Source organism: uncultured Tessaracoccus sp. (genome assembly GCF_947286155.1).
In the GTDB taxonomy this organism is placed as follows: domain Bacteria; phylum Actinomycetota; class Actinomycetes; order Propionibacteriales; family Propionibacteriaceae; genus Arachnia.
This window is the reverse complement of the sequence record NZ_CAMYPD010000006.1, coordinates 19,500-40,890: the sequence shown is the minus strand read 5'-3', so window position 1 is coordinate 40,890 and position 21,391 is coordinate 19,500. Positions and strand designations below refer to the sequence as shown.

General features: G+C 64.2%; 15 protein-coding genes, 1 tRNA gene and 1 pseudogene. 7 read left to right on the top strand and 10 right to left on the bottom strand.

Annotated features, from left to right (window positions below; genetic code table 11):
• Window positions 1-4: 4 nt before the first annotated feature.
• The 4 genes and pseudogenes from recD to Q0X68_RS13095 form a co-directional block, all read right to left on the bottom strand.
• Window positions 5-1,711, bottom strand: a complete 1,707-nt coding sequence (gene recD, locus Q0X68_RS02745; RefSeq protein WP_297747200.1) for an exodeoxyribonuclease V subunit alpha — start codon at window positions 1,709-1,711, stop codon at window positions 5-7.
• A complete protein-coding gene (locus Q0X68_RS02740; protein WP_297747197.1) occupies window positions 1,704-4,814 on the bottom strand; it encodes a UvrD-helicase domain-containing protein in 3,111 nt (1,036 codons plus the stop codon). Before Q0X68_RS02740 ends, recD begins: the two co-directional genes overlap by 8 nt.
• Window positions 4,811-7,414 (bottom strand): exodeoxyribonuclease V subunit gamma, encoded by a 2,604-nt coding sequence (locus tag Q0X68_RS02735; protein ID WP_366127589.1) that lies wholly within the window; start codon window positions 7,412-7,414, stop codon window positions 4,811-4,813. Before Q0X68_RS02735 ends, Q0X68_RS02740 begins: the two co-directional genes overlap by 4 nt.
• Before the next feature lie 77 nt (window positions 7,415-7,491).
• Window positions 7,492-7,695, bottom strand: a pseudogene (locus tag Q0X68_RS13095) (exodeoxyribonuclease V subunit gamma); the annotation flags it as partial.
• Between the two features lie 141 nt (window positions 7,696-7,836).
• On the opposite strand from Q0X68_RS13095, the gene Q0X68_RS02725 reads away from it, so the two are divergent.
• The gene (locus tag Q0X68_RS02725) at window positions 7,837-9,867 is read left to right on the top strand and encodes an ATP-dependent DNA helicase UvrD2 (RefSeq protein ID WP_297747190.1); all 2,031 of its coding nucleotides are present in this window, start codon (window positions 7,837-7,839) and stop codon (window positions 9,865-9,867) included.
• Here Q0X68_RS02725 and Q0X68_RS02720 read toward each other — a convergent pair.
• The 3 genes from Q0X68_RS02720 to Q0X68_RS02710 form a co-directional block, all read right to left on the bottom strand.
• Window positions 9,848-10,369, bottom strand: a complete 522-nt coding sequence (locus tag Q0X68_RS02720) for a hypothetical protein (RefSeq protein ID WP_297747187.1) — start codon at window positions 10,367-10,369, stop codon at window positions 9,848-9,850. The genes Q0X68_RS02725 and Q0X68_RS02720 overlap by 20 nt on opposite strands.
• 119 nt (window positions 10,370-10,488) lie before the next feature.
• Window positions 10,489-10,650: a DUF5679 domain-containing protein gene (locus Q0X68_RS02715; RefSeq protein WP_108872173.1), complete on the bottom strand. Its 162-nt coding sequence runs from the start codon at window positions 10,648-10,650 to the stop codon at window positions 10,489-10,491.
• 215 nt (window positions 10,651-10,865) lie between these two features.
• Window positions 10,866-12,188, bottom strand: a complete 1,323-nt coding sequence (locus tag Q0X68_RS02710; RefSeq protein ID WP_297747181.1) for a zinc-dependent metalloprotease — start codon at window positions 12,186-12,188, stop codon at window positions 10,866-10,868.
• A 108-nt stretch (window positions 12,189-12,296) separates the two neighbouring features.
• Between Q0X68_RS02710 and Q0X68_RS02705 the strand changes: the two genes are divergently transcribed.
• Genes Q0X68_RS02705 through Q0X68_RS02695 form a run of 3 tightly spaced genes read left to right on the top strand, consistent with a single transcriptional unit; the run spans window position 12,297 to window position 16,835 of the window.
• A complete protein-coding gene (locus Q0X68_RS02705) occupies window positions 12,297-13,340 on the top strand; it encodes a PDZ domain-containing protein (RefSeq protein WP_297747178.1) in 1,044 nt (347 codons plus the stop codon).
• Window positions 13,333-13,848 carry a PPA1309 family protein gene (locus tag Q0X68_RS02700; protein WP_297747175.1) on the top strand — a complete coding sequence of 172 codons (516 nt, stop codon included), beginning with the start codon at window positions 13,333-13,335 and terminating at the stop codon, window positions 13,846-13,848. The genes Q0X68_RS02705 and Q0X68_RS02700 overlap by 8 nt, the downstream gene beginning before the upstream one ends.
• Complete coding sequence (locus Q0X68_RS02695; protein ID WP_297747172.1) at window positions 13,845-16,835, top strand: UPF0182 family protein; 2,991 nt, start codon at window positions 13,845-13,847, stop codon at window positions 16,833-16,835. Before Q0X68_RS02700 ends, Q0X68_RS02695 begins: the two co-directional genes overlap by 4 nt.
• Window positions 16,836-16,843: 8 nt before the next feature.
• On the opposite strand, the gene Q0X68_RS02690 is transcribed toward Q0X68_RS02695, so the two are convergent.
• Genes Q0X68_RS02690 through Q0X68_RS02680 form a run of 3 tightly spaced genes read right to left on the bottom strand, consistent with a single transcriptional unit; the run spans window position 16,844 to window position 20,452 of the window.
• Window positions 16,844-18,151 carry a pitrilysin family protein gene (locus tag Q0X68_RS02690; RefSeq protein ID WP_297747169.1) on the bottom strand — a complete coding sequence of 436 codons (1,308 nt, stop codon included), beginning with the start codon at window positions 18,149-18,151 and terminating at the stop codon, window positions 16,844-16,846.
• Window positions 18,151-19,407, bottom strand: a complete 1,257-nt coding sequence (locus tag Q0X68_RS02685; RefSeq protein WP_297747166.1) for a pitrilysin family protein — start codon at window positions 19,405-19,407, stop codon at window positions 18,151-18,153. Before Q0X68_RS02685 ends, Q0X68_RS02690 begins: the two co-directional genes overlap by 1 nt.
• Window positions 19,408-19,417: 10 nt before the next feature.
• Window positions 19,418-20,452 (bottom strand): acetylxylan esterase, encoded by a 1,035-nt coding sequence (locus tag Q0X68_RS02680; RefSeq protein ID WP_297747163.1) that lies wholly within the window; start codon window positions 20,450-20,452, stop codon window positions 19,418-19,420.
• A gap of 60 nt (window positions 20,453-20,512) precedes the next feature.
• Between Q0X68_RS02680 and Q0X68_RS02675 the strand changes: the two genes are divergently transcribed.
• The 3 genes from Q0X68_RS02675 (at window position 20,513) to Q0X68_RS13090 (ending at window position 21,385) form a co-directional block, all read left to right on the top strand.
• Window positions 20,513-20,586, top strand: a tRNA-Met gene (locus Q0X68_RS02675).
• Between the two features lie 279 nt (window positions 20,587-20,865).
• The gene (locus Q0X68_RS02670) at window positions 20,866-21,096 is read left to right on the top strand and encodes a TraY domain-containing protein (protein WP_366127583.1); all 231 of its coding nucleotides are present in this window, start codon (window positions 20,866-20,868) and stop codon (window positions 21,094-21,096) included.
• Window positions 21,097-21,157: 61 nt separating this feature from the next.
• Window positions 21,158-21,385 carry a type II toxin-antitoxin system RelE/ParE family toxin gene (locus tag Q0X68_RS13090; protein WP_366127581.1) on the top strand — a complete coding sequence of 76 codons (228 nt, stop codon included), beginning with the start codon at window positions 21,158-21,160 and terminating at the stop codon, window positions 21,383-21,385.
• Window positions 21,386-21,391: the final 6 nt, after the last annotated feature.

The window sequence follows — 21,391 nt, the reverse complement described above, 5'->3', positions numbered from 1 at the left end:
CTGGTCAGGGCCGGCTCGCGTGTAGGGCCAGCCCCGACGACCGGCGCACCGGGGTGCGGATGCACTCTTCGAGGGCTGCGCGGGAGCCGTAGATGCGAAGCTCGCTGCGCGCTCTCGTGATGGCTGTGTAGACAAGTTCGCGCGTGGCCAGTGGCGACCCTTCAGGAGGGAGCACCACGCTCACCACCGCATACTGGCCACCCTGCGCCTTGTGCACCGTCATTGCGTGCAACTCCGCAGCGCCGTCCAGGAGCGACGGCGCCACCAGGCGCGGCTCATCACTATCATCGACGGCGGCGACGAGCTGCCCCTCATCGTTGATGATCACCGCGACGTCGCCATTGTGGAAGCCGCCTACATTGCGCGTGAGCAGCAAGGGCTCGCCGACGTACGGTCGTGTCGCGCCGTACTGCGGGAACTCGACGGCGATCATGCGGCGTGCTGCCTGCCCCCACGCCTGCACTCCGAACGGCCCCATTCGGTGCGCGCACAGGACGCGGTGGGCGTTGAGCGCTTCGAGGGCATCCCCCGCACGCCCATGCTTCGCCGCGAAGAGCACTGCACGAGCGGTGGCGGTGACGTCGTCGCGGAACTGCTCGAAGCCCCCAATGTCGTATCCCTCATAGTCGACCCACGAAATGGAGCGGGCTTCATCGATGATGGTGTGGACGGCTTCAACGTCACCTTGATCGATGGCAGTAGCCAGCGCGGAGATTTCGGGATTGCTGCGCCTGTTCGTGCGTAGCTCGATGACGCTGCCGGGCTGCGTGAGCTGTGGATTTGCGACGATGTCCGCCAGTACGGCGCCGGCGTCGACCGACCGCAGCTGATGCGGATCGCCGACGAGCACCAGCCGCGTTCGGGCGGATAGCGCATCGAGCAGCGACGCCATGTGCTCGAGCGACACCATGGAGACCTCGTCGACCACTACCACGTCGTAGGGCAGCGGATTCTGCGCGTGATACGTGGCACGCGGGCCGCGAACGGGTTTGCCCAACAAACTGTGCAGCGTTCCCGAGAATGGTGGACGAACGGCGGTGCCCAGCAGTAGTTGACCGCGCACCGAATCATGCAACTGTCTGGCGGCCTTACCCGTCGGCGCAGCCAGCGCGATGGAGATCGGGCCAGACGCGCCGAGCGAATTCAAGATGCGCACCACTGTGGTGGTCTTGCCGGTGCCAGGCCCGCCGGTGACTACGCTCGTCATGTGCGTCGTCGCGGCGCGGACAGCGGCGTCTTGCTGCTCGTCGGGCTCGTTCGTAGACGGCAACGGCACAGCATCGTCGGCGACGGGGAGGGCCTTCCTGCGTTCTAACGCGTCAGCCACCGCCTGCTCTTGAGCGTAGAACCGCGCCAGGTACAGCCTGCCGTCGACGAGGATGAAGGGCCGCCCCTCACCAACGAGACGAGACCGTGCGACGAGCTTCACCCACTCCTGCGGATCAGGCCAAGGAAGCACTTGATCTGCGACGGCGCCCCCGCCGTCATCGATCTCCGACAAGGGCTTCAGGTCGTGAGCATTAGCCAGCGCCACGCACACGGAACCCAATCGAAGCTCACGCACCGCGAGCGCGAAGGCGAGCAGCACGCGTTCGTCGGGCTCATAACCTTGGCTCAGGCGCCGGGCGAGATGGAAGTCGGCGAGCCCGATCATGCCCGCCTCGCAGTATTGGCGCAGCAAGCCCGTCGCCGATGCGGGCAGTTCATGCATGGTGGCCTCCCAACAGATCGCTCACGGCAACCACCAGATCGGGTGACGGGTACCAGGAGAACACTCCGCAAGTGTGCCCGTCGATCACCGGGGTAGTGGGCCCCGCCATACCGCGGATGAAAAGATAGCCGACCCCGCCGAGATGCTGCTCGGGAACATACCCAGGCAGGCGTACAGAGAGGTATCGATGGAATGCCGCAGAATAACAGATGGCCTGCAGCGGGTAGTGGGCGGCCATCATGGCGTGAGCCATCGCAGCCTGTGTGTAATGGCCCAGCGTGAGCACATCGTCGGGCGAAGGTGCGAGCCGGTTCGTTTTGTAATCGACGACGAGGAACTTCCCGGCTTCGGTGCGCAGGACCGCGTCGATGGATCCGGTAAGCATGCCCGAGAGCACCTTGTGCGAAGCCTCCGAAGCTGCGAGGAGGTTCGGGTACTCGACGAGCGGGTCGTTCGCTGGGAGGTGCGCCTGCATGAGTTGTGCGAGCTCCCCGACGGTGGGTGCGCTGTCGCCTCCCATGGGCAGGTCGAAGTCGAGTTCGGCGAGCCGCAACTGGGTGGGGATGTCGCTGAGCGACTGCGGCGTGAGCGGCAATAGCGGGGTGGTGACGACGGCTTCGAGACCGTCGGCCAGGACGGCGCGCTCTGACTCGGCAAACGCGATGGCGTGCATGTCGACCACCGCCTCGATGCGGGCTCGTCGCCCCTCACTTCCCCAATCGAGCTTCTCGAGCACTTCGTGGACCAGGGTTCCAAACTCGGCTCCTGCCGGCAGCGAACCCATGGGAGCCGGGGTGCTGAGCGCGGGATCAGCGACGAGCTCGTCGCCGGTGTCTGGCTCATCGGCGCCCGAAGGGGCATCGTGCATGCCCTGCGTGAGACCGGTGTACGAGGTGCGGCGCCACAGCTGATCGATCGAGCGATGGGTCTCAGCCAGATGCAACGTTGGGGTAGCGCGTTTGCGGAGATTCCGTGGCGCGACGGGCGTCTCGGCGACGGCATCGACGCGCACCAACGGGATAGGCGAGGGCGCTGACCACGAGTACGCGTCTGCCAGTTGCGGTTGTGAGCGGTCATGAAACATGACTGCCGAGAGGGGACCTCGACTGCTGTTGCGCTCATCGGTGTGCCATGCGATGGCGAGGTGCTTCGCCCTGGTGAGCCCGACGTACAACAGTCGCAGTTCTTCTTGCCGGGCTTGGCGAGCGGCCAGGTCGCTGATGTGCGTTCCCTGCGGCTCTTGGCGCATCCACAATACTGAAGCTTCGGCGAGTTCGACGTGGAAGGGGCGGTTGGGGTAGTGCCGGAGCGCGGACATGTCGGGCAACAACACGATAGGGAACTCGAGCCCCTTCGCAGAGTGCAGCGTCATCACCCGGATGGAAGGTGCGTCGGTGGCCACGCGCAGTTCAGCTTGTCCGTCGAGTTTCGACTGCTGATCGATGGTGCGCAGCAGCCCCACCGTGCCGCGGTGACCTGATTCGTCGAGCAACTCGCCGATGTGGAGGAGATCGGTGAGGTAGCGCTCGCCGCCTGGTTGACCGACGAGCCGTGCCTCGAGCGCGGTGCGCTCACGGACGACGTCGAGCGCCGCACTCGGCCCACCATCGACGAGAGCCTGCCTGGCGCTACGCATCATGTCGGCGAGCTGTGTGGTGCCTTCTGACGTCGCGAGCTCGTCCACGCGCATGCCGATCAGATCCGTGAGCGCGACCACGCGCTCCGCTGACCCGCCGTCGGGCTCGAGTGCTCGCAGCAGACGCTTCCAATCGTCTGCTGCCGGTTGTTCCCACACATTCGATGCGCCGTACAGCACCGCGGGGTAACCGAGTTCGTTGAACCGCTGCGTGACCTGCGCCGCCACGGAGCGTGCACGCACGAGCACGGCAACGTCGGAGAGCTCAACCAGGCGGTCACCGACCCGCCGTCCCAGCAACGCCTCGACTTGGGCGACGAGATCATCGAGTACCCGCTCTTGCACGCGCCCGCCACGGGCCTGCCGAATCCAAATACGTTCAGGAACGTCGAGGTCAAGACGGTTCGGATGGCTCGCCTCAACGTCATGCACCTGGACGGCGCCATGGCCTAGATCGAGACCCTCCATGAGGCGCACAACGCCGTCGACGACGCCCTTATCAGAGCGGAAATTGGTGCCCAGCGTCTGGCGGTCAGCAATCTCGGCGGTACGGAGATACGTACGTAGATCCGCTTTGCGGAATCCGTAGATGGACTGTTTCGGGTCGCCAATCAAGATGGTGGGCCTATCGTCGTCAACGAAGGCGGCCTGGATGACGTCCCACTGGTCGGGATCGGTGTCTTGAAACTCGTCGACGAGCACCGCACGGTATGCGGTTTGCAGCCAGCGCACGGCCGCAGGGCCGTTCGCCCCGTGTCGCAGCACCGCGCGCAACCGCGCGACAAGATCGTCGAAGGTGAGGATGCCGAGTGCCTGCTTACGCTCAGCGAACATGGCGCGCACCTCATTGCCGAAGATGGTTTCTTCAGCATCGGCAGGGGCGAGCTCGATGGAGGTCTTGCACGCCTCCGTCGCCAACCGCAAGGCGCGATCGGGTGCGAACGGTGGTTGCTCCGTATCGTGATACCGGGCGAGGAAACAGTCGGCGCCACATTGTTCCATGAGCTGTTCTGCCGCGGAGAGCTCTTCTGCGTGATCGGCGTCGCCCAGCACGCCCATCTCTTGCAGTGCCCGCTGGCAGAACTTGTGAATGGTGAACACGGCTGCCTGGTCAAAGTTGTCGAGGGCGGATTCCAGTCTCGCAATACGTTCCTCGACGTCGCCGAGTCGGGCGAGGTGCCGCGCCACGACTGCATAGTCCGCATCGTCGGTGATCTGTTCGCCCGCGAGATGTTGACGCAGGGATTCAGCGCAGGAATCGATAGCGTCGAAGACCCTGGTGCGCAGCTCGGTGGCGGCGTTGTTACTGAAGGTGATCATGAGGATCTGATTGATGCTCATGCCAGCTTCGGCGATGTATCGCACTGCGAGGCCGGCGATGGTGAAGGTTTTACCGGTGCCCGCGCTCGCCTCAAGCAGCAAGGTGGAGTGGGGGAGAGGGCCGTCGATGGTAAACACGTTCGTCACCATGAGCCTCCTTGCTCGGCCAGCGGCTCGTATAAGGCGGCCGCCCACCGTTCGAAGATGCTGTTCGAAGGGCCGGGAGGATCGTCGCTGGTGGGCGGATCGTCGAAGAGTTGACTCGCGGGGTCGGTGTAGAACAGCGCCCAGCGCTCGTCGGGGTGCGCCCACTTCTTGAACGCAAACGGAGCAGGATGTGTCCAATCGCGACGGTTGAAGCGCCCCGTGCGATGTTCCATCACGAGTGAGAACGCGGGCTCGAACGGCACGGGCAACAACCGCGAGCGACCCATCGTGTGAGCCCGTACGTACAGCTCGAGTATCTCCGCCGCGCGTTCGGGGGAAGGCTGACGAAGCTCGTTGTACTTCGTGCGGTCTCTACCGGGGCGAAGCACCACAGCGTTCACGCGCACGCCCTGACAGGCGAGGGTAAGAAGCTGGAGCCAGGGTTCGAGGAGCGCTCGGGTGCCCGAACCCGCAGCAGCGACGACGATGCGGCTGCCATGCACCTGCGCACTGCCGGTGAGCCGGGTTCCTGCCACGTCGACATCGATGTCGACGAGATGAGGCTGCTCAGCCATCAGGCGCGTCGCTTGCGCGACGATGGCGTCGGCCTGCCGGCCAATGTTCGCCGCCATCGCACGCCCCAAAGCACCCTGGGGGACTAGCTGCGACTGTTCAGCGCGGCGCAACAGCTCTTGTGGCTCGACGTGGCGCATCCGCCCGTGGATGAACGCTTCCCTGATTCTCCAACTGGTGAGGCTGTCGAGCTGTAGCGGCAGCTGATCGTCGAGCGTGGTGTCATCGTCGGCGTAGATGCTCGCCTGCTGGCTGAGGAATTCCTTGGCTGGGTCGACTAGGAACGCCTTGAGCTTCGTGAGTGCGAGTTGCTCGACGGGGGCCTGGATGGGAAGGTGAAGCGCAGCCGTTCTACGCTCGACAATGGCTCGCTGTTCGCTGGGTTCGAGGGCGGCTCGCGCCCCATCGAACGCGGCGCTGTCGAACGATGCCGATGATGCGGTGCTGAACTGGCTGGCATTGAACGGCTGGGGGGCGTGCTGCACAACGGTGGGAAACCGTACTCCAAGCTGGCGCAGCATCAACCGTATGCTCACCGGAGTTGCGAGCTCGTTTCCGGTGCGTTCGGAGTGCGTTGCCGTGACGATGAGCAGTTGTTCAGCTGCGGAGGCGTGTGCCAAGAGTTGGCGCTGCATGACCCGGCCCTTGTCTGGCAGCGTGCCCGGAAGCTCGTCGGGTAATGCACCGGTAGCGACATCGTCGAGGCCGATCATGACCACCAGACCAGCATCGATGTGACATGCCTCGTGCGGTGCGACGACGTGCAGCTCACCATTGCCCAGCGCGGGCCGGTGCCAGCGGGAGGGTAACTCGGTTTCGATGAGGCGCCGAAACTCGCGCTGGCTGAGGAGCGCCGTCGACGGCTCATGGGCCAGCGCAATGCGCCCGAATACTGTTGCAGCCTGCTGCTGCATCCAGCGCTCTTCGAAGCCCAGACCAATGAGCTGTTCGAGGGTTTGGACGGCTACTCCCACCCAATCGGACATGGTGAGGCTTGCGCTCGTGGCTTCGCGCAGCGCCCAGAGCCTGCCAATGACCTCGGCGAGCGCTCCGATGAGGTCGAGATCGTTTGACGTCGTGTCCTCCACACCGAGCACCCCGCGAGGGCCGGCCACACCACCCATCGCGACGCCCGTGAGGAGCGCGTCGATACCGCTTAGCCACGTATTGACGGGTTCACGAGGCAAGCCAAACGCTGCTCGATGGTTGCCGCCCAGGCCCCAATGCACCTCGGCGGCGTTGACCAATTCGAGTAGCTCCGTGCGTCGGTTGGCAAACCCCCAGCGTGAAGCAATGGCCGGCAGAAGGAGGAACTCCACCACCTCATTGGCTGTGGCACGCCCGGTAACGAGATCGAGGGCGGCGAGGACGGCGTCTATTGCATGGTTGCCGCTGTGCGATGTGCGAACCTCCGCGACACGCAACGCACCACCTGGGTGGCGGCTCGAGGCACGGAACACGGCATTGAGTACGGGCGCCCAGGCATCCGGGTTTGGGCACACGATGCGCACATCTCGAGGCTCGAGATGTGGGCAGGCCTCGAAACAACGCAGCAGCTCATCACGCAGAACTTCCGCCTGTCTCAGCTTCGAGTGCGAGCCGTGAATCTGCACCTCAGGAACTGCTCGGAGGGGTTTGCCGACGCGGACCGGCTCGTCGTGGTCAACGTCGCCAAGCCACTTCGGCGCGGTCTCGACACCCCACACCACGAGAGGAGAGAGCGCTTGCAGTAACGGACGTTGCGAGGGCGCGACTTCGTCGACGCAGAACACCCAGGCAGGTGTCTCGAGCCCGGCGGCAGCCTGCGTAAGCTGCAGCGACGCCTCCACCGGATTGAACCGCAACAGTGCGCAGACGCTGCGCAGCAAGGTAGGCTGCCACGCCAGGTGCTCAGGCAGTTCGCCGTCATCACTTGCGAGCCAGCGTTCCACCATCGACGGCGCGTGCTCGGCGTAGCTGCGGAAGAGCTGGGCGAACCGGGAGCATGCAGACAGTTTGCGCCCCGGAATTGCCAAGAACGCCTGCAACGGGGGTGGAGCTGCGCGACGGCATCAGCCTGCTCAGCAATAGCGGTGACAAGCCTGCTGCCATGCCAGGCATCCCATTGCGCCTCGACGGAGGTGTTGGATGCGAGCATGGACGTGAGCTGCCCCACGGTGAGGAATTCGACGCCTGCAGAGATGCCCTCGAGCGTGGCAAGCTCTTGGCTGAGCAGCCTGGCGGAACCAGGCGAATCAACCACCACCAGGCCACGCGCGAACGGCGAGCGCAGTTCGTCGCGGATGGCGGCGGCTAGCTCGGGCACCATCGCCCGCCAACTCGTGCCCAGACGTACCTGCACCACCTACTCCTTCCGATGTGTGCAGCAGCCTACTGGGTGCCTCTGACATTGCTGATGGCGCGAAGGGTTGTCAGAGGCCTTTGGTAGTTTGACCGGTTGGGAGGTCACATGGCGGATGCAATTCTCGACGCGCTCGATCCAGAACAGCGGCAAGTGGCGCTGGAGCTGGATACACCCGTCGTCGTGCTCGCAGGAGCGGGAACAGGGAAAACGCGCGCCATCACCCATCGCGTCGCGCACGCCGTGCGATCCGGTCGCTACGACCAGCGCGCCGTGCTCGCCGTCACCTTCACCACCCGCGCCGCTGGCGAGATGCGGGTCAGGCTGGCTCAGCTCGGGGTACGGCACGCGCAGGCGCGCACCATTCACGCGGCTGCCCTGCGGCAGTGCCGATACTTCTGGCCACAGGCCTACGGCACGCCGTTTCCCGAGGTGGCGGAGAACGCATTCGGCATCATCGCCCGCGCGGCCACCCAGGTGCTCGGCGACGTCGACACCGCACTGATCCGCGACCTCGAAACCGAGCTTTCGTGGGCCAAATCCAGCAACGTCGCTCCCGATGCTTACCCCGAACTCGCGGTGGGGAGGAACGTCGCGGGGGCTTCGCCCACACAGGTGGCGGCCGTGATGGACGGATATGAGAAGGGCAAGCAAGCACAAGGTGTGGTCGACTTCCACGACATTCTGCTCTGCAACGCCGCCCTGCTCAGCGGACACCCAAACATCGCCGAACAAATCCGTGCGCAGTACCGCCACTTCGTCGTCGACGAGTATCAGGACGTCTCTGCAATTCAGCACCGGCTCATCGGACTATGGGTCGACGGCCGCACCGATGTGTGCGTCGTGGGAGACCCTAACCAGGCCATTCACGCTTTCGCCGGGGCCGATCCTCGTTTCCTCCGTGAATTCGCCGACGACTACGACGGCGCGGTCACGGTGAACCTCGTGCGCAACTACCGCTCCACGCCCGAGATCCTCCGCGTCGCAACACACGTGCTGAAACCTCCACGCGACGAACGGCTGCGCGCCACGCGTGCCTCCGGAGATGAGCCAGTGGTGCAGGCTGCAGGAACCGTTACGAACGAAGCCGAGGCCACTGCGAACTGGATCCTCGACCGACACGACGACGGCACACCCTGGAAGGAAATCGCGGTGCTGTACCGCATCAACGCCCAGTCGCCCGCGCTGGAGGCGGCACTCGACCAGCGCGGTATTCCCTACACCGTCCGCGGCACTGAGCGCTTCTACGAACGCGGCGAGGTGCGGCAGATCGTCGGTATCCTGCTGCGGCAAGTCGAATTGGAGCCCGACGGTGATGCCTCCGCGCTGCTGGAAGCCGGGCTGGCGCAGGTGGGTTGGTCGGCAGAAGCCCCGGCGGGGCAGGGTCGGCAGCGCGAGCGTTGGGAATCGCTCACTGCGCTCAAGCAGCTGTTCGACGAGGAACGAGAACAACACGATGCCTGGACGGCCGGCGAGGCCGGTGCCTGGCTGCGAGAGCGAGTCTCCTGGGAGCAAACCCCCGTCGCGCAGGCGGTCACCTTGTCCACCATGCATGCGGCCAAGGGGCTCGAATGGGACGACGTGGCCATCATCGGTGCCCGCGAAGGCCTCGTACCGTTCTCGCTCGCTACTGAGGAGCCCGCGCTGAGTGAAGAACGCCGGCTGTTGTACGTCGCCTGCACTCGCGCCCGGCAGCGCCTGCGAGTGAGCTGGAACTACATCGGCGCCGGTGGCAAGCAGCCGCCCTCGCGGTTCCTCGACGGCATCCGCACACGCCAGCACAACGAGGGAGCGACGGCGTCTGGTAAGGCACGGGAAACGACATCCATCCGCTCGCGGACCTGCGTGGTGTGCGGGCGTCTGCTCGCCACCGCAGCGGAGCGGAAACTGAGGCACCACGAGGAGTGCGAGCTGCCCGTCGACGAGCAGCTCTTCGCTGCGCTCAAAGCCTGGCGCAAGCGTACGGCCGATGAACTCAGCACGCCCGCGTTCGTCGTGTTCACCGACGCCACGCTCATGGCCATCGCGGAAGCCAAACCCACCGATGAGCGGGCGCTCTTGGCCTTGCCTGGCATCGGGCGTTCAAAGCTCGCGAAGTATGGAGCCGCGGTGCTCGATGTTATCGCCCAGCATGCGTGAGGGCTGAGCCGCCAGCTGCGACTACCGTGGCACAGCCCGGGGTTCGGCAGCCTGGGCGACGGTGGGTAGGCGTCGTCGCGATACTGCCGCTGCGTTCGTCCCAGCACAGTGCGCGCCCGGCCAGCGTGCCGTCGAGGTGGTGCTGCAGCGCGTACAATTCAACGGCGGCGCCAGCCATTGCCCACGCCAGAAGGTGCGCAGCGGCAGGTGTGGGGTCGAGGCGGGGGAGTGCGATGCAGGAAGGGCATGGCGTTGTTCCGGGCGACAGCAACGGCCCGACAGTGCCTGTGGTTGCACTCGCCCAGGCGTAGAGCGTCGGGCTGAGTTGGAAGGCGTGCGCTTCCAAGAGCGGATAGGATCCCGGCGCGAACTCGAGCACGACGACCTCAGCGCCGACGGCGAACCCGAGATCAGCCAATGCCTCGGCGGGGGAGACGCGGTGATAGCGCATCGTCGTCGATGCGGGCGGTCCGGCAGTGTGTTCAGAAACTAGCACGATCATGCATGCAGTGTCACACGTGGTCGGGTCAATATAAGGGGAGAATCGTCGGCTGTGGATAACTCCCAGAACGCAACGTGGGCCGACACCCGAAGGTGCCGACCCACAGCGTTAGGTTGCGATCAGGCGCGACCGAGAATGCGGTTCAGGTTGGTGCCGCATTCGGGGCACTTGCCCTTGGCCATCTTGGTGCCCTTGTCGTTCACGACGACATTGCCCTTGGCGTTGCGCTTAGCCTTGCACTTCACGCAGTAGAACTCGCCTTCCCAAGTCTCTTCAGCCATGTTTCCTCCTAGGTTGTTGGATGTCACCGACGGCGCCGGCAACGACCGCGGTGTCCAATCATGGACGGACACGGTGCTTCACATAAGGTGAGCCCTGCGAGCTCTACCCGCCTTCCCCTGCGGGCGAGCCCCACAGGACTCACAAGAACTAAGTTTGGCCCTACTCCGGCGGAAACGTCAACTGGACTCGCGGGTGACTGCAGCGCGTCGACGCCTCACGAGTCGAGGAGCTTGCGCAGTTCGTCGTCGAGGTCATCCGATGCGGGGGGTTCCTTGCCCTTCGCGACGAACGCCATCGGGTCAGCGAGGTCCTTCGCGGTGGGGATCAGGTCGGGGTGCGACCAGATCGCGTCGCGTCCCTCGATGCCCCGGTCGTGTTCGAGCGCGCCCCAGAGATTGTTCGCGTCGCGCACGAGGCGCGGCGTGAGTTCGAGCCCGATGAGTTCGCGCAGCACTGACCGAACGGGCGATTCGGCGGCGCGTCGACGCCGGAGCACCTCGACCAGCTCGGGCGCGTGCGGCATCCACTTGTTGAGGGTGTGCTGCACCACGTGATCTACCCACCCCTCGACGAGTGCGAGGAGGGCGCCGAGGCGTTCGAGGATTTCGATCTGCGTCTCGGTGCTCGCGGGGCGGAAGAACGACACCTGTACCTCTTCACCGATTCTGGTGAGATCTTCGAGTGACATCTGTTCGAGATTGTCTGGCGACAACCGATCGGTGATCGCGTCGAGATCGATGGTGATTTCGCGCGCATAGTGCGTCATCAGTGCTTGGAGCTGTGGGGAGAGCCAACCGACGTTGGCGAAGAGCCGCTGCCTAGCCGCCTCGCGCAGCAAGAGCAGGAGCATCATGTCCGACTCGTCCGCGTCGAGATCTTGCGTGAAGTCGGCAACGTTCGCAGGGATCACCACGACATCGTTCCTGGCGGCAAGATTAAAACCGATCTCTGTGCCAGTGAGGGTGTCCCGCGCTACCTTGGCGAGTACTCGCTTCAAGCGTTCGCGATACATGGCCGACGCCGATTGGCGCATCAGCGGACCCATCACAGATCCGAGATCGAAGCCCTCCATCTCCGCAGCTCCTTCTGACGAGCTGCGTTGCAGTGCATCTGCGAGACCGTCGATGATTGGTTCGACGATCGACCGCCACCCTGCGCTGGTGTCGTCGAGCCACTGTGCGCGGGTGCTGAGCCGCGCAGGCAGGCCAGGAGCTTTGAACGTGGTGAACTCGTCCAACCATGACTGCGCGAGACGTTCCGCGTCGACGACGACGTCTTGCTCTCGCGGTTGAAGGTCGGGGTCTGGCCCAGCGTCTTGGAGCGCGTGCTTGGCGGCGGTAATGGTGGTGAGCCACACGGCGTCGGGATTCTGATCCGCGCCAGGCATGCCGAAGATCATGGCGCCGCCCCTCGACTGCATCTGCTGCATGCGCTGCATGACGGCCTCGAAATCGATGTCTCCGTCGGCTCCGAGGATGCCCATCTGCTCCATCATCTTGCGGATTTCCTCGAAATTGAAGCCACCTGGTTGCGTCACGGGCGACCACCTCCTAGGTCATCCATTGAACCGTACCGCGCAAGCGGGCGTCATCCTCCTTGCTGAACGTTGGTACTGTGTCGTGGTGAACGTGCGAAGGGAGAGGCCGTGAACCGCAATGCCGTGGCGATTTCGTCGTCGGTGTTGTTCGTCGTGTTCGCGGCGATTCTCGTGCTGACTCCCGTCCCATACGTCACGTGGCGGCCTGGCCAACCCATTGATGTGCTCGGTGAGACCGAGCAGGGCCCGGTGATCGGCGTCGATGGTGTGGAGACGCATGAGCCCACAGGTCGGTTGCTGCTCACGCTGGTGTCGACGTCGAAAGTGGACACCTCGGTGAGCCTTCCTGAAGCCATGCTGGTGTACTTCGGTGAGGGGTCCGACGCGATGCCCCGCGACTTGATCTATCCGCCCGGAAAATCCGACGACGAGATCACCCAGGAAGCCGTCGCGTCTATGGATACCTCGCGCGACAATGCCATCGTCGCGGCCCTGCGCGCCGCGGGCATTCCCGTCACGGAGCGCCCTATGGTGTCCAGCGTCGTCGTCAACGGGCCATCGGGTGACGTGCTGCACCCTGGCGACTTGATCGTCGAAGTGAACGGGAACCCAGTCGAAACGACGGCCGACGTTGCGAAAACTATTGGTTCGGCCAACGTCGGTACGGTCGTCAGTCTCAAGGTGCTGCGTGGGGGCAAGGAGCACAAGGCTGATGTGACGACCGTGGCTTCGTCGCAGGATCCGTCGCGGGCAATCATTGGCATCGGGTTGGCGGTGGGGTATGAGTACGCGCCAAAGGTCACCTACGGGTTGAGCAACGACATCGTCGGGCCGAGCGCCGGGCTGGTGTTTGCTCTGGGTATCTACGACAAGATCACCGCTGGCAAGCTGATGGGTGATCTCACCGTGGCGGGTACAGGCGAGATTGATCCGAGTGGGCAGGTGCGTGCCATCGGGGGCATCCAGGAGAAGATGACTGGCGCTGAGAAGGAAGGCGCGACGGTGTTCCTCCTGCCGAGAGACAACTGTGAGGCAGTCGGCGATTTCAAGACGAAGATGCGGCTTGTCCCCGTCTCCACGTTGCGCGACGCGATCGCATCGCTCCAGTACATCCAAGAAGGAAACGAAGCGGAGGTTGCCACCTGTGAGTGATCCTTCACGACTGATCGCAGTGCTGCTCGATGTCGAACGGCACGTCTCGGAGCTGGGCTGGGACCAGCCAGCCCGCCTGTTTGCGCTCGTTAGCACCCGTGAACTCTTGCAGATGGAACCGCAGTTGGCGGGGCGTGTGCCAGAAGGTGTCGACGATGGCATGAGCGCGGTGGAACAAGACGAGTTCCATGCTGGGGAAGACCTATTCGAACGCCTGGCGAGCATCTACTTTCCTGACACGGTGGAAGGTGTTGCCCTCAGCTTGGAGCGCACCTTCCTGCCGAGCGCCTTTGAAGCGGACGTGCCCGAGAGGGACGACGAAGCTGTCGAGTTTGTGCGGAACCATCCAGAGCATCAGGACGTGCGCGCCGTCGTCGGGGTGCTGCGTGACGGTTCCCGCTACGGATTGGCTCGCATCAAGTCGCACCCCGACGATCTACTGCAAGGCACCGACGTCATCCCCAACCTGCCCGATGCCCTGGCCCAGACCTTGAGGAGCGAAGCGTGAGTGAAGCACACGCCACGGAAGCACCCCACGAAGGCCGCCGAGTACTGCCGTGGTTCATCGGCATCCTCGCGGCGCTCATCTTTGCGTTGGTGATCGGCGCCAGGATCAGCACAGACTGGTGGTGGTTCCAGTCGGTGGATTTTGCGACGGTGTTCACGACGAGGCTCGTCACGCAGATCGTGCTTTTCGCGGTATTCGCGCTGCTCATGTTCGGCATCACGTTCTCGTCGTTCGCCATCGCGTACCGGTTGCGCCCGAACGTGCGACGGGCGAACCTCGATTCTGAGCTGCTGATCCAAGCCCGCGACGCGTTAGATGCGAAGTCGAAGTTCATCATGGCGGTGCCTGCGACGATTCTGGGCCTGTTTTCGGGCATCAGCGCGCTCGCGCAGGTGGATACGTTCCTCGCTGCCTGGCGGGCACAGCCGTTTGGCCAACACGACCCGTACTTCGGCCTCGACGCATCGTTCTACGTCTTCTACCTTCCGCTGATCAAGTACGTTGTCGGTTTCTTGCTGATGGCGATGGCCAGCGCCACGATCGGGTGCCTCGTCGTGCACTTCCTCACGGGTTCGATGAACGTCAAAGCCCTCTCAAGGGCAGGGAACACGAAGACGAATCTTGGTGCGCATCGGCAGCTCTCCGTGCTGGCGGGCATCACGCTGCTCGTGTTGGCTGCCAATGCGTTTCTCGGCCGCTATGCGTATCTCACTGCGCGCAACCGCAACTTCACTGGTGTTGCGTTCACTGACGACACCGTGCGTATCCCTGCTCAGCTGATCCTCACCGGCATTATCGTGCTCGTCGCGCTGGTGTGCTTCGCGAATGCGTGGAAGGTGCGCTGGTCCATCCCTGGGGTATCGGTCGCGCTGCTGCTGGTGTCGTCGCTGTTGCTGAGCGGCCCCTACCCGTGGGTCGTGCAGGAGTTCCAGGTGCTCCCGAACGAGCCCGACAAGGAACGCGAGTACATCGGCAAACACCTCAAGACCACGCGCGAGGCGTACGGCATCGATGACATCGAGATCACTGACTACGAGGCCACAACCAAGGTGGCCGCAGGTCAGCTGCGGGCTGACGCAGAGGCGCTTCCTGCTATTCGTCTGATTGACCCGGCGATCGTTGGCGATACCTACGAGCAGCTGCAGCAGGTGCGTGGTTACTACCGCTTCCCGAAGACCCTCGACGTCGACCGCTACGTGATCGACGGCAAGCCCACCGACGCAGTCGTGGCTGTGCGTGAACTGGACTTCGCGGCGTCGAATGCGGAAGTCACCTGGAACAACCAGCGCACCGTCTACACGCACGGCTACGGCATGGTCGCCGCGTACGGCAACCAGCGGCACAACAACGGTGAACCCGTCTTCTTCTCGGGAGGCATCCCGACGGTGGGGCTCGTCGACGAGCACGAACCGCGCATCTACTACGGCGAGCGGTCGGGTGACTGGGTGGTCGTCGGCGCGCCCGAGGGCCAAGCCCCCGTCGAACTCGACACCCCCACCGGTGGTGAGGGGCGTACCGAGTCGCGCTACACCTACACCGGTCAAGGCGGCGTTCCCATCGGTAACCTCGCGGCCAGACTGATGTTCGCGGTTCGTCTCGGTGACATCAACTTGATGCTCTCCGAGCGTGTGAACGACGAGTCCAAGCTCATGTTCAATCGCGTGCCGCTGCATCGCGTGCAGGAAGTCGCGCCATGGCTGACGCTGGATTCCGACCCCTACCCGAGCGTCGTCAACGGGAAGATCGTCTGGATCATCGACGGGTACACCACCACCGATCAGTTCCCGAACTCGCAGCGCATCAATTACACGTCGGCTATCTCGGATTCGCGAGGACAAAGCAGCGCGATTCAGCCGACCGGGCAGGAAGTCAACTACATTCGCAACTCGGTGAAGGCCACCGTCGATGCCTACGACGGCACCGTCACCTTGTACGAGTGGGATGAGACCGATCCGATCTTGAAGACCTGGAGTGAGGTCTACCCCGGAACGGTCAAGCCCAAGAGCGAAATTTCCCAGGAGCTGTTGGAGCACCTCCGGTACCCGGCGGATTTATTCAAGGTGCAGCGCGAGATTCTGGGGCGCTACCACACGACGAGCAGTGACACCTGGTACCAGCAGTCGGACGTGTGGCAGGTGCCTAACGATCCCGTGCGCGGCGGCGAGAATAAGCAGAAGGAACCGCCGTATTTCCTCACCATCCGCTGGCCAGAGGACCAGAAGCCCCACTACGCCAACACGACGATCTTCGTGCCGAAGGGCCGCGAGAACCTCTCGGTGTACATGTCTGCGAACGCCGATGCGACGAGCGAGGACTACGGCCGATTGCGGGTGCTGAAGCTCTCCGACGAACAGCAGATTCCTGGCCCAGGCCAGACGTACAACGCCATTCGCACCGACGAACAGGTTGCCGACCGCCTGTTGCCGTTCAACCGCGAGGGATCGGACACGAAGGCCATCTTCGGCAACCTGCTCACACTTCCGCTCGGTGGTGGCCTGCTGTACGTGCAGCCGATCTACACGCAAACGAGCTCCACGTCGGGCGGCTACCCGGCGCTGCGCTTCATCGTCGTGCGCTTCGGCGAAAAGGTGGGTATTGGCGACACGCTGCAGGCGGCACTCGACCAGGTATTCCAAGGCGACGCTGGCGCCCAAACGGGCGAGCGAGTCGAGGGCAAATCCCCAGAGGCGTCCGACGACAAGGAGAAACCGTCGGATGAGGGGGCTGAGAAGCCGTCGGAACAGCCGTCGAAGCCTGCGAGCTCCCCGGTCGAGACGACGCCGCCTTCGGCGAGCCCGTCTCCGACGCCTCAGCCGGCAGAACCTGGAGGCGGCGACCAGGCACGGGCGAAGTTGGACGAAGCCCAGACGCTCTTTGAGGAGGCACAGAAGGCACTGCGCCAGGGCAATCTGGCCGAGTATCAGAAGAAGAACGACGAAGCCAAGGCCAAGGTGGAAGAAGCCATCAAGGAGCTCGACGGGGAGTAGCCGACGGGCTACGTTCCGAGCTCGACGACCTCGGGAGAGTACTCGTCGAGCTGCGGAGCTAAGGCGCGCGCATCGCCGGCGACCACGATGGTCATATCGTCGGGATCCACCAGCGAGCGCCACGCGTCGCTGGCTTCGCTCGGCGTGACAGACCTCAGTGCCTCGGTGTGCTGGTTGATGAAGTCGGTATGCATGCCGGCTTCGGCGAGTGCGGCGGCCTGCGTTGCGATGTCTGCCGAGGTTTCATTGGCGAGCGGAGCGATGCCGATTCTGAACGCCTTCGCGTCCTCGAGCTCGTCTGGCTGGATCGGCGCATCGAGACGGAACGCATCGAGGATGCGCGGCAGCGCATCGGCTGCGACGTCGGTGCGGGTGTTCGTGTGCACCTGGAGCAGGCTGCCCGTCGGATCGGGAGCGAATCCTCCGCCAATGCCGTAGGTGTATCCAAGACGCTCGCGCAGCTCGAGGTTGAGCCGGCTCGCGAACCCTCCTGCGATGACATGCCCAGCCAGGCGTGCGGACGCCCACAGCGGATGCGTGCGGGGGATGCTCCGCTCGGCCACTTGGATGGTGGCCTGCACCGCGTCAGGAAAATCGACGATGATCGTCCGCCCTTTGCGGGGCTCAGACTCGATGAGTGGCGTGCGCTGAGCAGGTGCGGTCCATGCTTCGAGTGCGGAGGTATCGACTGACGGCAAGTCGCCGACGACGATCAACGTCGCTTGTTGCGGGGAGAACTGCGTGGTATGCCAGGCGGCAACATCATCGCGTGTGATGTTCGCGAGCGTCGCCGGGGTGCCAGCCGCGGGGCGGCCACGTCGCTGGTCTTCGCCGTAGAGCGCTGCTCGCATGGCTACGCTCGCGGCGGCGGTGGGGGAGCTGAGCCGGGTGAGGTAGGCGGCGGTTTGCGCCTCGATATGCAGCGCGACGTCGTCGTCGAGGTAGGCGGGCTCGCTCAGGATTTCGTCGAGTAGCGGTAAGAACTCGGCGAAGCGTCGGGCGGGCACCAGGCCGCCGATCCGAGTGGAATGATGCGAGGCGGATGCGTGGAATGCAGCCCCTTGTGCGTCGACGAGCTCTTGCATGTCCGGGTGCGAGCGTGTCGCCTCGTCGAGCGCGTGGAGTGCGATCGTCGCAACTCCTTCCAGCGTCTGGGGCTCGTCGACGAGACGAATCGGTTGGACGAGCTCGAAGGCCGCCACGTTCTGGCCTGGCATGGGGAAATGCCACACGGTCAGGCCGTTGCCCAGGGTGTGGATTTCGGGTGTTGGGAACTGCCAGGGGGTATCCGTGAGATGCACCTCGGGGCGTTGCATCACGCCTCCTTCTGCAGGTAGTGGAGCTGGTGTGCGATGTCGCTGCGCAGCCAGCGTGCGGCGGCGCGTCGGACATCCTCGGGGGTGAGCGCGAGCACGTCGTCGAGGTAGCGGTTCACCCGGTCGGGGTCGTCCCACAGCTGCCAGGACTCGTTGAACAGGTCCGCGCGGTCCTCTGCGGTGGAGAGCTGCCAGAGCCATGAGCGCTCGTGCTGCGCGACTGCCCGTTCGAACTCCGCATCCGTCGGGCCGTGCTCCGCGAATGTGGTGATCTCTTCCAATGCGCGTTCTGCCGTGCGATTCGGATCGACGCCCTCTCCCGGACGCACTACGAGCACGGCGATCGACGGGGCATTGCGGTGCGTCAAGGAGAGCGCATGGACCTCCTGCGCCACGCCCTCGCGCTTGACGAGGTTGCGATGCAGTCGAGCGGCGTGCCCGTCGGCCAGGATGGACAGCGCGAGGTCGATGGCGGGCTGGTCGGGTGCCGACGCGGTCGAGGTCGGCCAAGAGAGATACACCAGCGAATGCGGCACGTCTCGCCGAACGGTCCTCGTTGTCGCTGCGAGCGGCGGAACCTCCGACGGGGACCGCGCCGGCACCGCGTCGCGGCGAGGAAGGTGTCCGAAATAGCGCTCTGCCAGCGCGAAGCCCTCGTCCACGGCCACCGGCCCCGTGAGCACCAGTTTGGCGTTCGACGGCCGGTACCACGCGTCGAAGAAGGCGGCGACATCGTCCAGGCAGGCATCGTCGAGGTGCTGCATGGACCCGATTGGCAGATGCCCGTAGGGGTGCTCGATGGGGAAGTGCTGCTCGATGAGGAGCTGGAGGAGGTCGCCGTAGGGCTGGTTGTCGTAGCGCTCGCGTTTCTCTTCCTTCACCACCTCGCGCTGCGCCTCGAAGTTCTCCTCGGTGATCGACAGTGAGCTGAGGCGCTCGGCTTCCAACCACAAGGCGAGTTCGAGGCCGCCGCGGGGGACTGTCTCGAAGTAGTTGGTGCGGTCGAACGACGTCGTGGCGTTCACCGTGCCGCCCATGGATTCGATGAGCGCCATGTGTTCCCCGGACGCGACGTTGGCGGAGCCTTGGAACATGAGGTGTTCGAACAGGTGCGCGAAGCCGGTGCGCGACGGGGCCTCGTCGACAGAACCCACGTCGTACCAGATGTTCACGGCGACGCCTGGGGTGTTGGCGGGGGATACCGCGACGCGTAGACCGTTGCTCAGCGTGGCGAGTTCGATGGGGTACGACGACATGGGCGGGAGTTTATCGAAGCGCATGTAGCCAGGTCTTGAACATGCTCGTGCGCTGCGATTCCTCCTCCTGCCCACCCGGGTAGTCGGTGTGACCGCAGCTCGTCACGACGAGCTCCTTCGGCCCAGCCAGCGCGTGGTACACCGCGAATTGTCCGGGCGGCGGCACGGCGGGGTCCCACAGCGCGGCACCCACCATGGTGGGCGTCGTGACGTGTGAGGCGGCGGTGGCGGCGTCAAAGTAGGCCAGCACATCGAGCGCCTCGGGGTGCTGTTCGACGTAATTCGCGACGGCTCCGCCACTGCCAATGCACGGCAAGGTGACGCGCAGCGGGTGGTTGCCGAAGGTGGGCACGTGCAAAGCGGCGCGCTCGTAGTTGCTGCTGAGAAGCGCGAGCGCCCCGGTGCCGCCGCCGAAGCTCACGCCTTGATAGACGCGGGGGTGTGCACCGACGAGGTGGTCGAGCTCCAGGCTCGCTCGCCAGAGGTCTTGGACGCATCCGCGCAGTACATACTTCGACGGTTCGGCGATGCCGTGCAGCACGTGCCCCCACGCATCTGACGGAATGCCGGGAGTGATTGACAGCTCAGGGAGTCCTCGCGTGACGGGGAGGATGACGGCATCGGTGGCAGCGACGAAGCCCTCGTCGAGTTCCGGGTACGCGCGCCCGCCATAGCCATGGCCGAAAGTGAGGTTGATCGTCGGTTCGCCGTCGAGGGGCGGCAGCACGAAGCATCCGACGCGCACACCGTCGGTGGATGTGAAGGAGCCGCGATGCAGTCGGTGCGTAGTAGCCAGCGCCAGTGGCACGTCGAGCTCCGAATCGAGCGTGAGTGACGGGGGCAGCGCTTCCGCTTCAGAAAATGCATCCTGCCAGAACGCGAGAAAGTCCGACGGCGCTTCCGGCAGCGGCTGCGGCTGGAGGAGTTTGGCGGTGGGCCACCCGTAGGAGGCTTCGCCTGGCCAGCCATCGATACGGCCTTGCTCGTGCCACTGCTGGTGGGGAGGGTTCTCAGCTCCGAGAAACGTCGTCGGGTTCGTGTTCATGTCTGCCACGGTAGCGCGATTTGGTGCTTTGCCGTCAGGGGTCTATAGTAGATCGAGCGCCGCGGGGTGGAGCAGCTCGGTAGCTCGCTGGGCTCATAACCCAGAGGTCACAGGTTCAAATCCTGTCCCCGCTACGAAATCGGGACTCCCGTCCAGCTTCGGTTGGGCGGGAGCTACTTTTTCTCACAGAGATCCCTCAGCATAATCACCAGGGCGGGCGCTGGCAGTGGGCGAAACTAAGCGTAGGTTCCGAGTTCGGGAAACTGTGTCTCCCATGTTCGACGAGCGCGATTGGGCAGGTTGAGGCGCGGCCATGCGTCGATAAGTTGCTCGCTGGGGGAGGATATGGAGCGCAATAGCGGGCTGAATGTGACTACACGTAGTTATTATACTTGTGGGTGGAGGTGTGTGCGATGGTCGCTATGGGTGTAAGCCTGGGTGCCGCAACGAGTGCACGGCTGGCTGCGTTGGCTGAGCGAACGGGGCGGTCCCAAAGTTTCTACTTGCGGCAGGCTATCGAGCACCATCTTGATGAGTTGGAACACGTTTACGGGCTCATGGCTGACGTGAAGGATGTGCGGACTGGCCGTTTGGGCACGGTGTCCCTGGATGAGCTGATGGCCGACTGTGACTTGGTTGATTGACTGTACTGAGAAGGCTGCCAAGACGTTCCGGAAACTTGACAAGCCCATCCAGTGACGCATCGTGAACTATCTGCGCGAGGTCGCCCAGGGTGACTCGCGCAACCGCGGAAAAGCGCTCACAGCAGATTTCGCAGGGCTGTGGCGTTGGCGTGTCGGCAATTGGCGGATCATTGTCCATATTGATGACAGTTCAGTCCTCATTCTCGTCGTCGACGTTGACCATCGACCACGAGTCTGGCAAGACGGAGATGATCCGTCCGGATCAGAACAGCGTCAGTGTGGGACGTGAAGACCT

Bases quoted from the DNA above. Each gene is read 5' to 3' on its own strand.
- Q0X68_RS02670 (WP_366127583.1), top strand. From the start codon at position 20,866: ATGGTCGCTATGGGTGTAAGCCTGGGTGCCGCAACGAGTGCACGGCTG.
- Q0X68_RS02720 (WP_297747187.1), bottom strand. From the start codon at position 10,369: ATGATCGTGCTAGTTTCTGAACACACTGCCGGACCGCCCGCATCGACG.
- Q0X68_RS02690 (WP_297747169.1), bottom strand. From the start codon at position 18,151: ATGCAACGCCCCGAGGTGCATCTCACGGATACCCCCTGGCAGTTCCCA.
- Q0X68_RS02715 (WP_108872173.1), bottom strand. From the start codon at position 10,650: ATGGCTGAAGAGACTTGGGAAGGCGAGTTCTACTGCGTGAAGTGCAAG.
- Q0X68_RS02680 (WP_297747163.1), bottom strand. From the start codon at position 20,452: ATGAACACGAACCCGACGACGTTTCTCGGAGCTGAGAACCCTCCCCAC.
- Q0X68_RS02725 (WP_297747190.1), top strand. From the start codon at position 7,837: ATGGCGGATGCAATTCTCGACGCGCTCGATCCAGAACAGCGGCAAGTG.
- Q0X68_RS02685 (WP_297747166.1), bottom strand. From the start codon at position 19,407: ATGTCGTCGTACCCCATCGAACTCGCCACGCTGAGCAACGGTCTACGC.
- recD (WP_297747200.1), bottom strand. From the start codon at position 1,711: ATGCATGAACTGCCCGCATCGGCGACGGGCTTGCTGCGCCAATACTGC.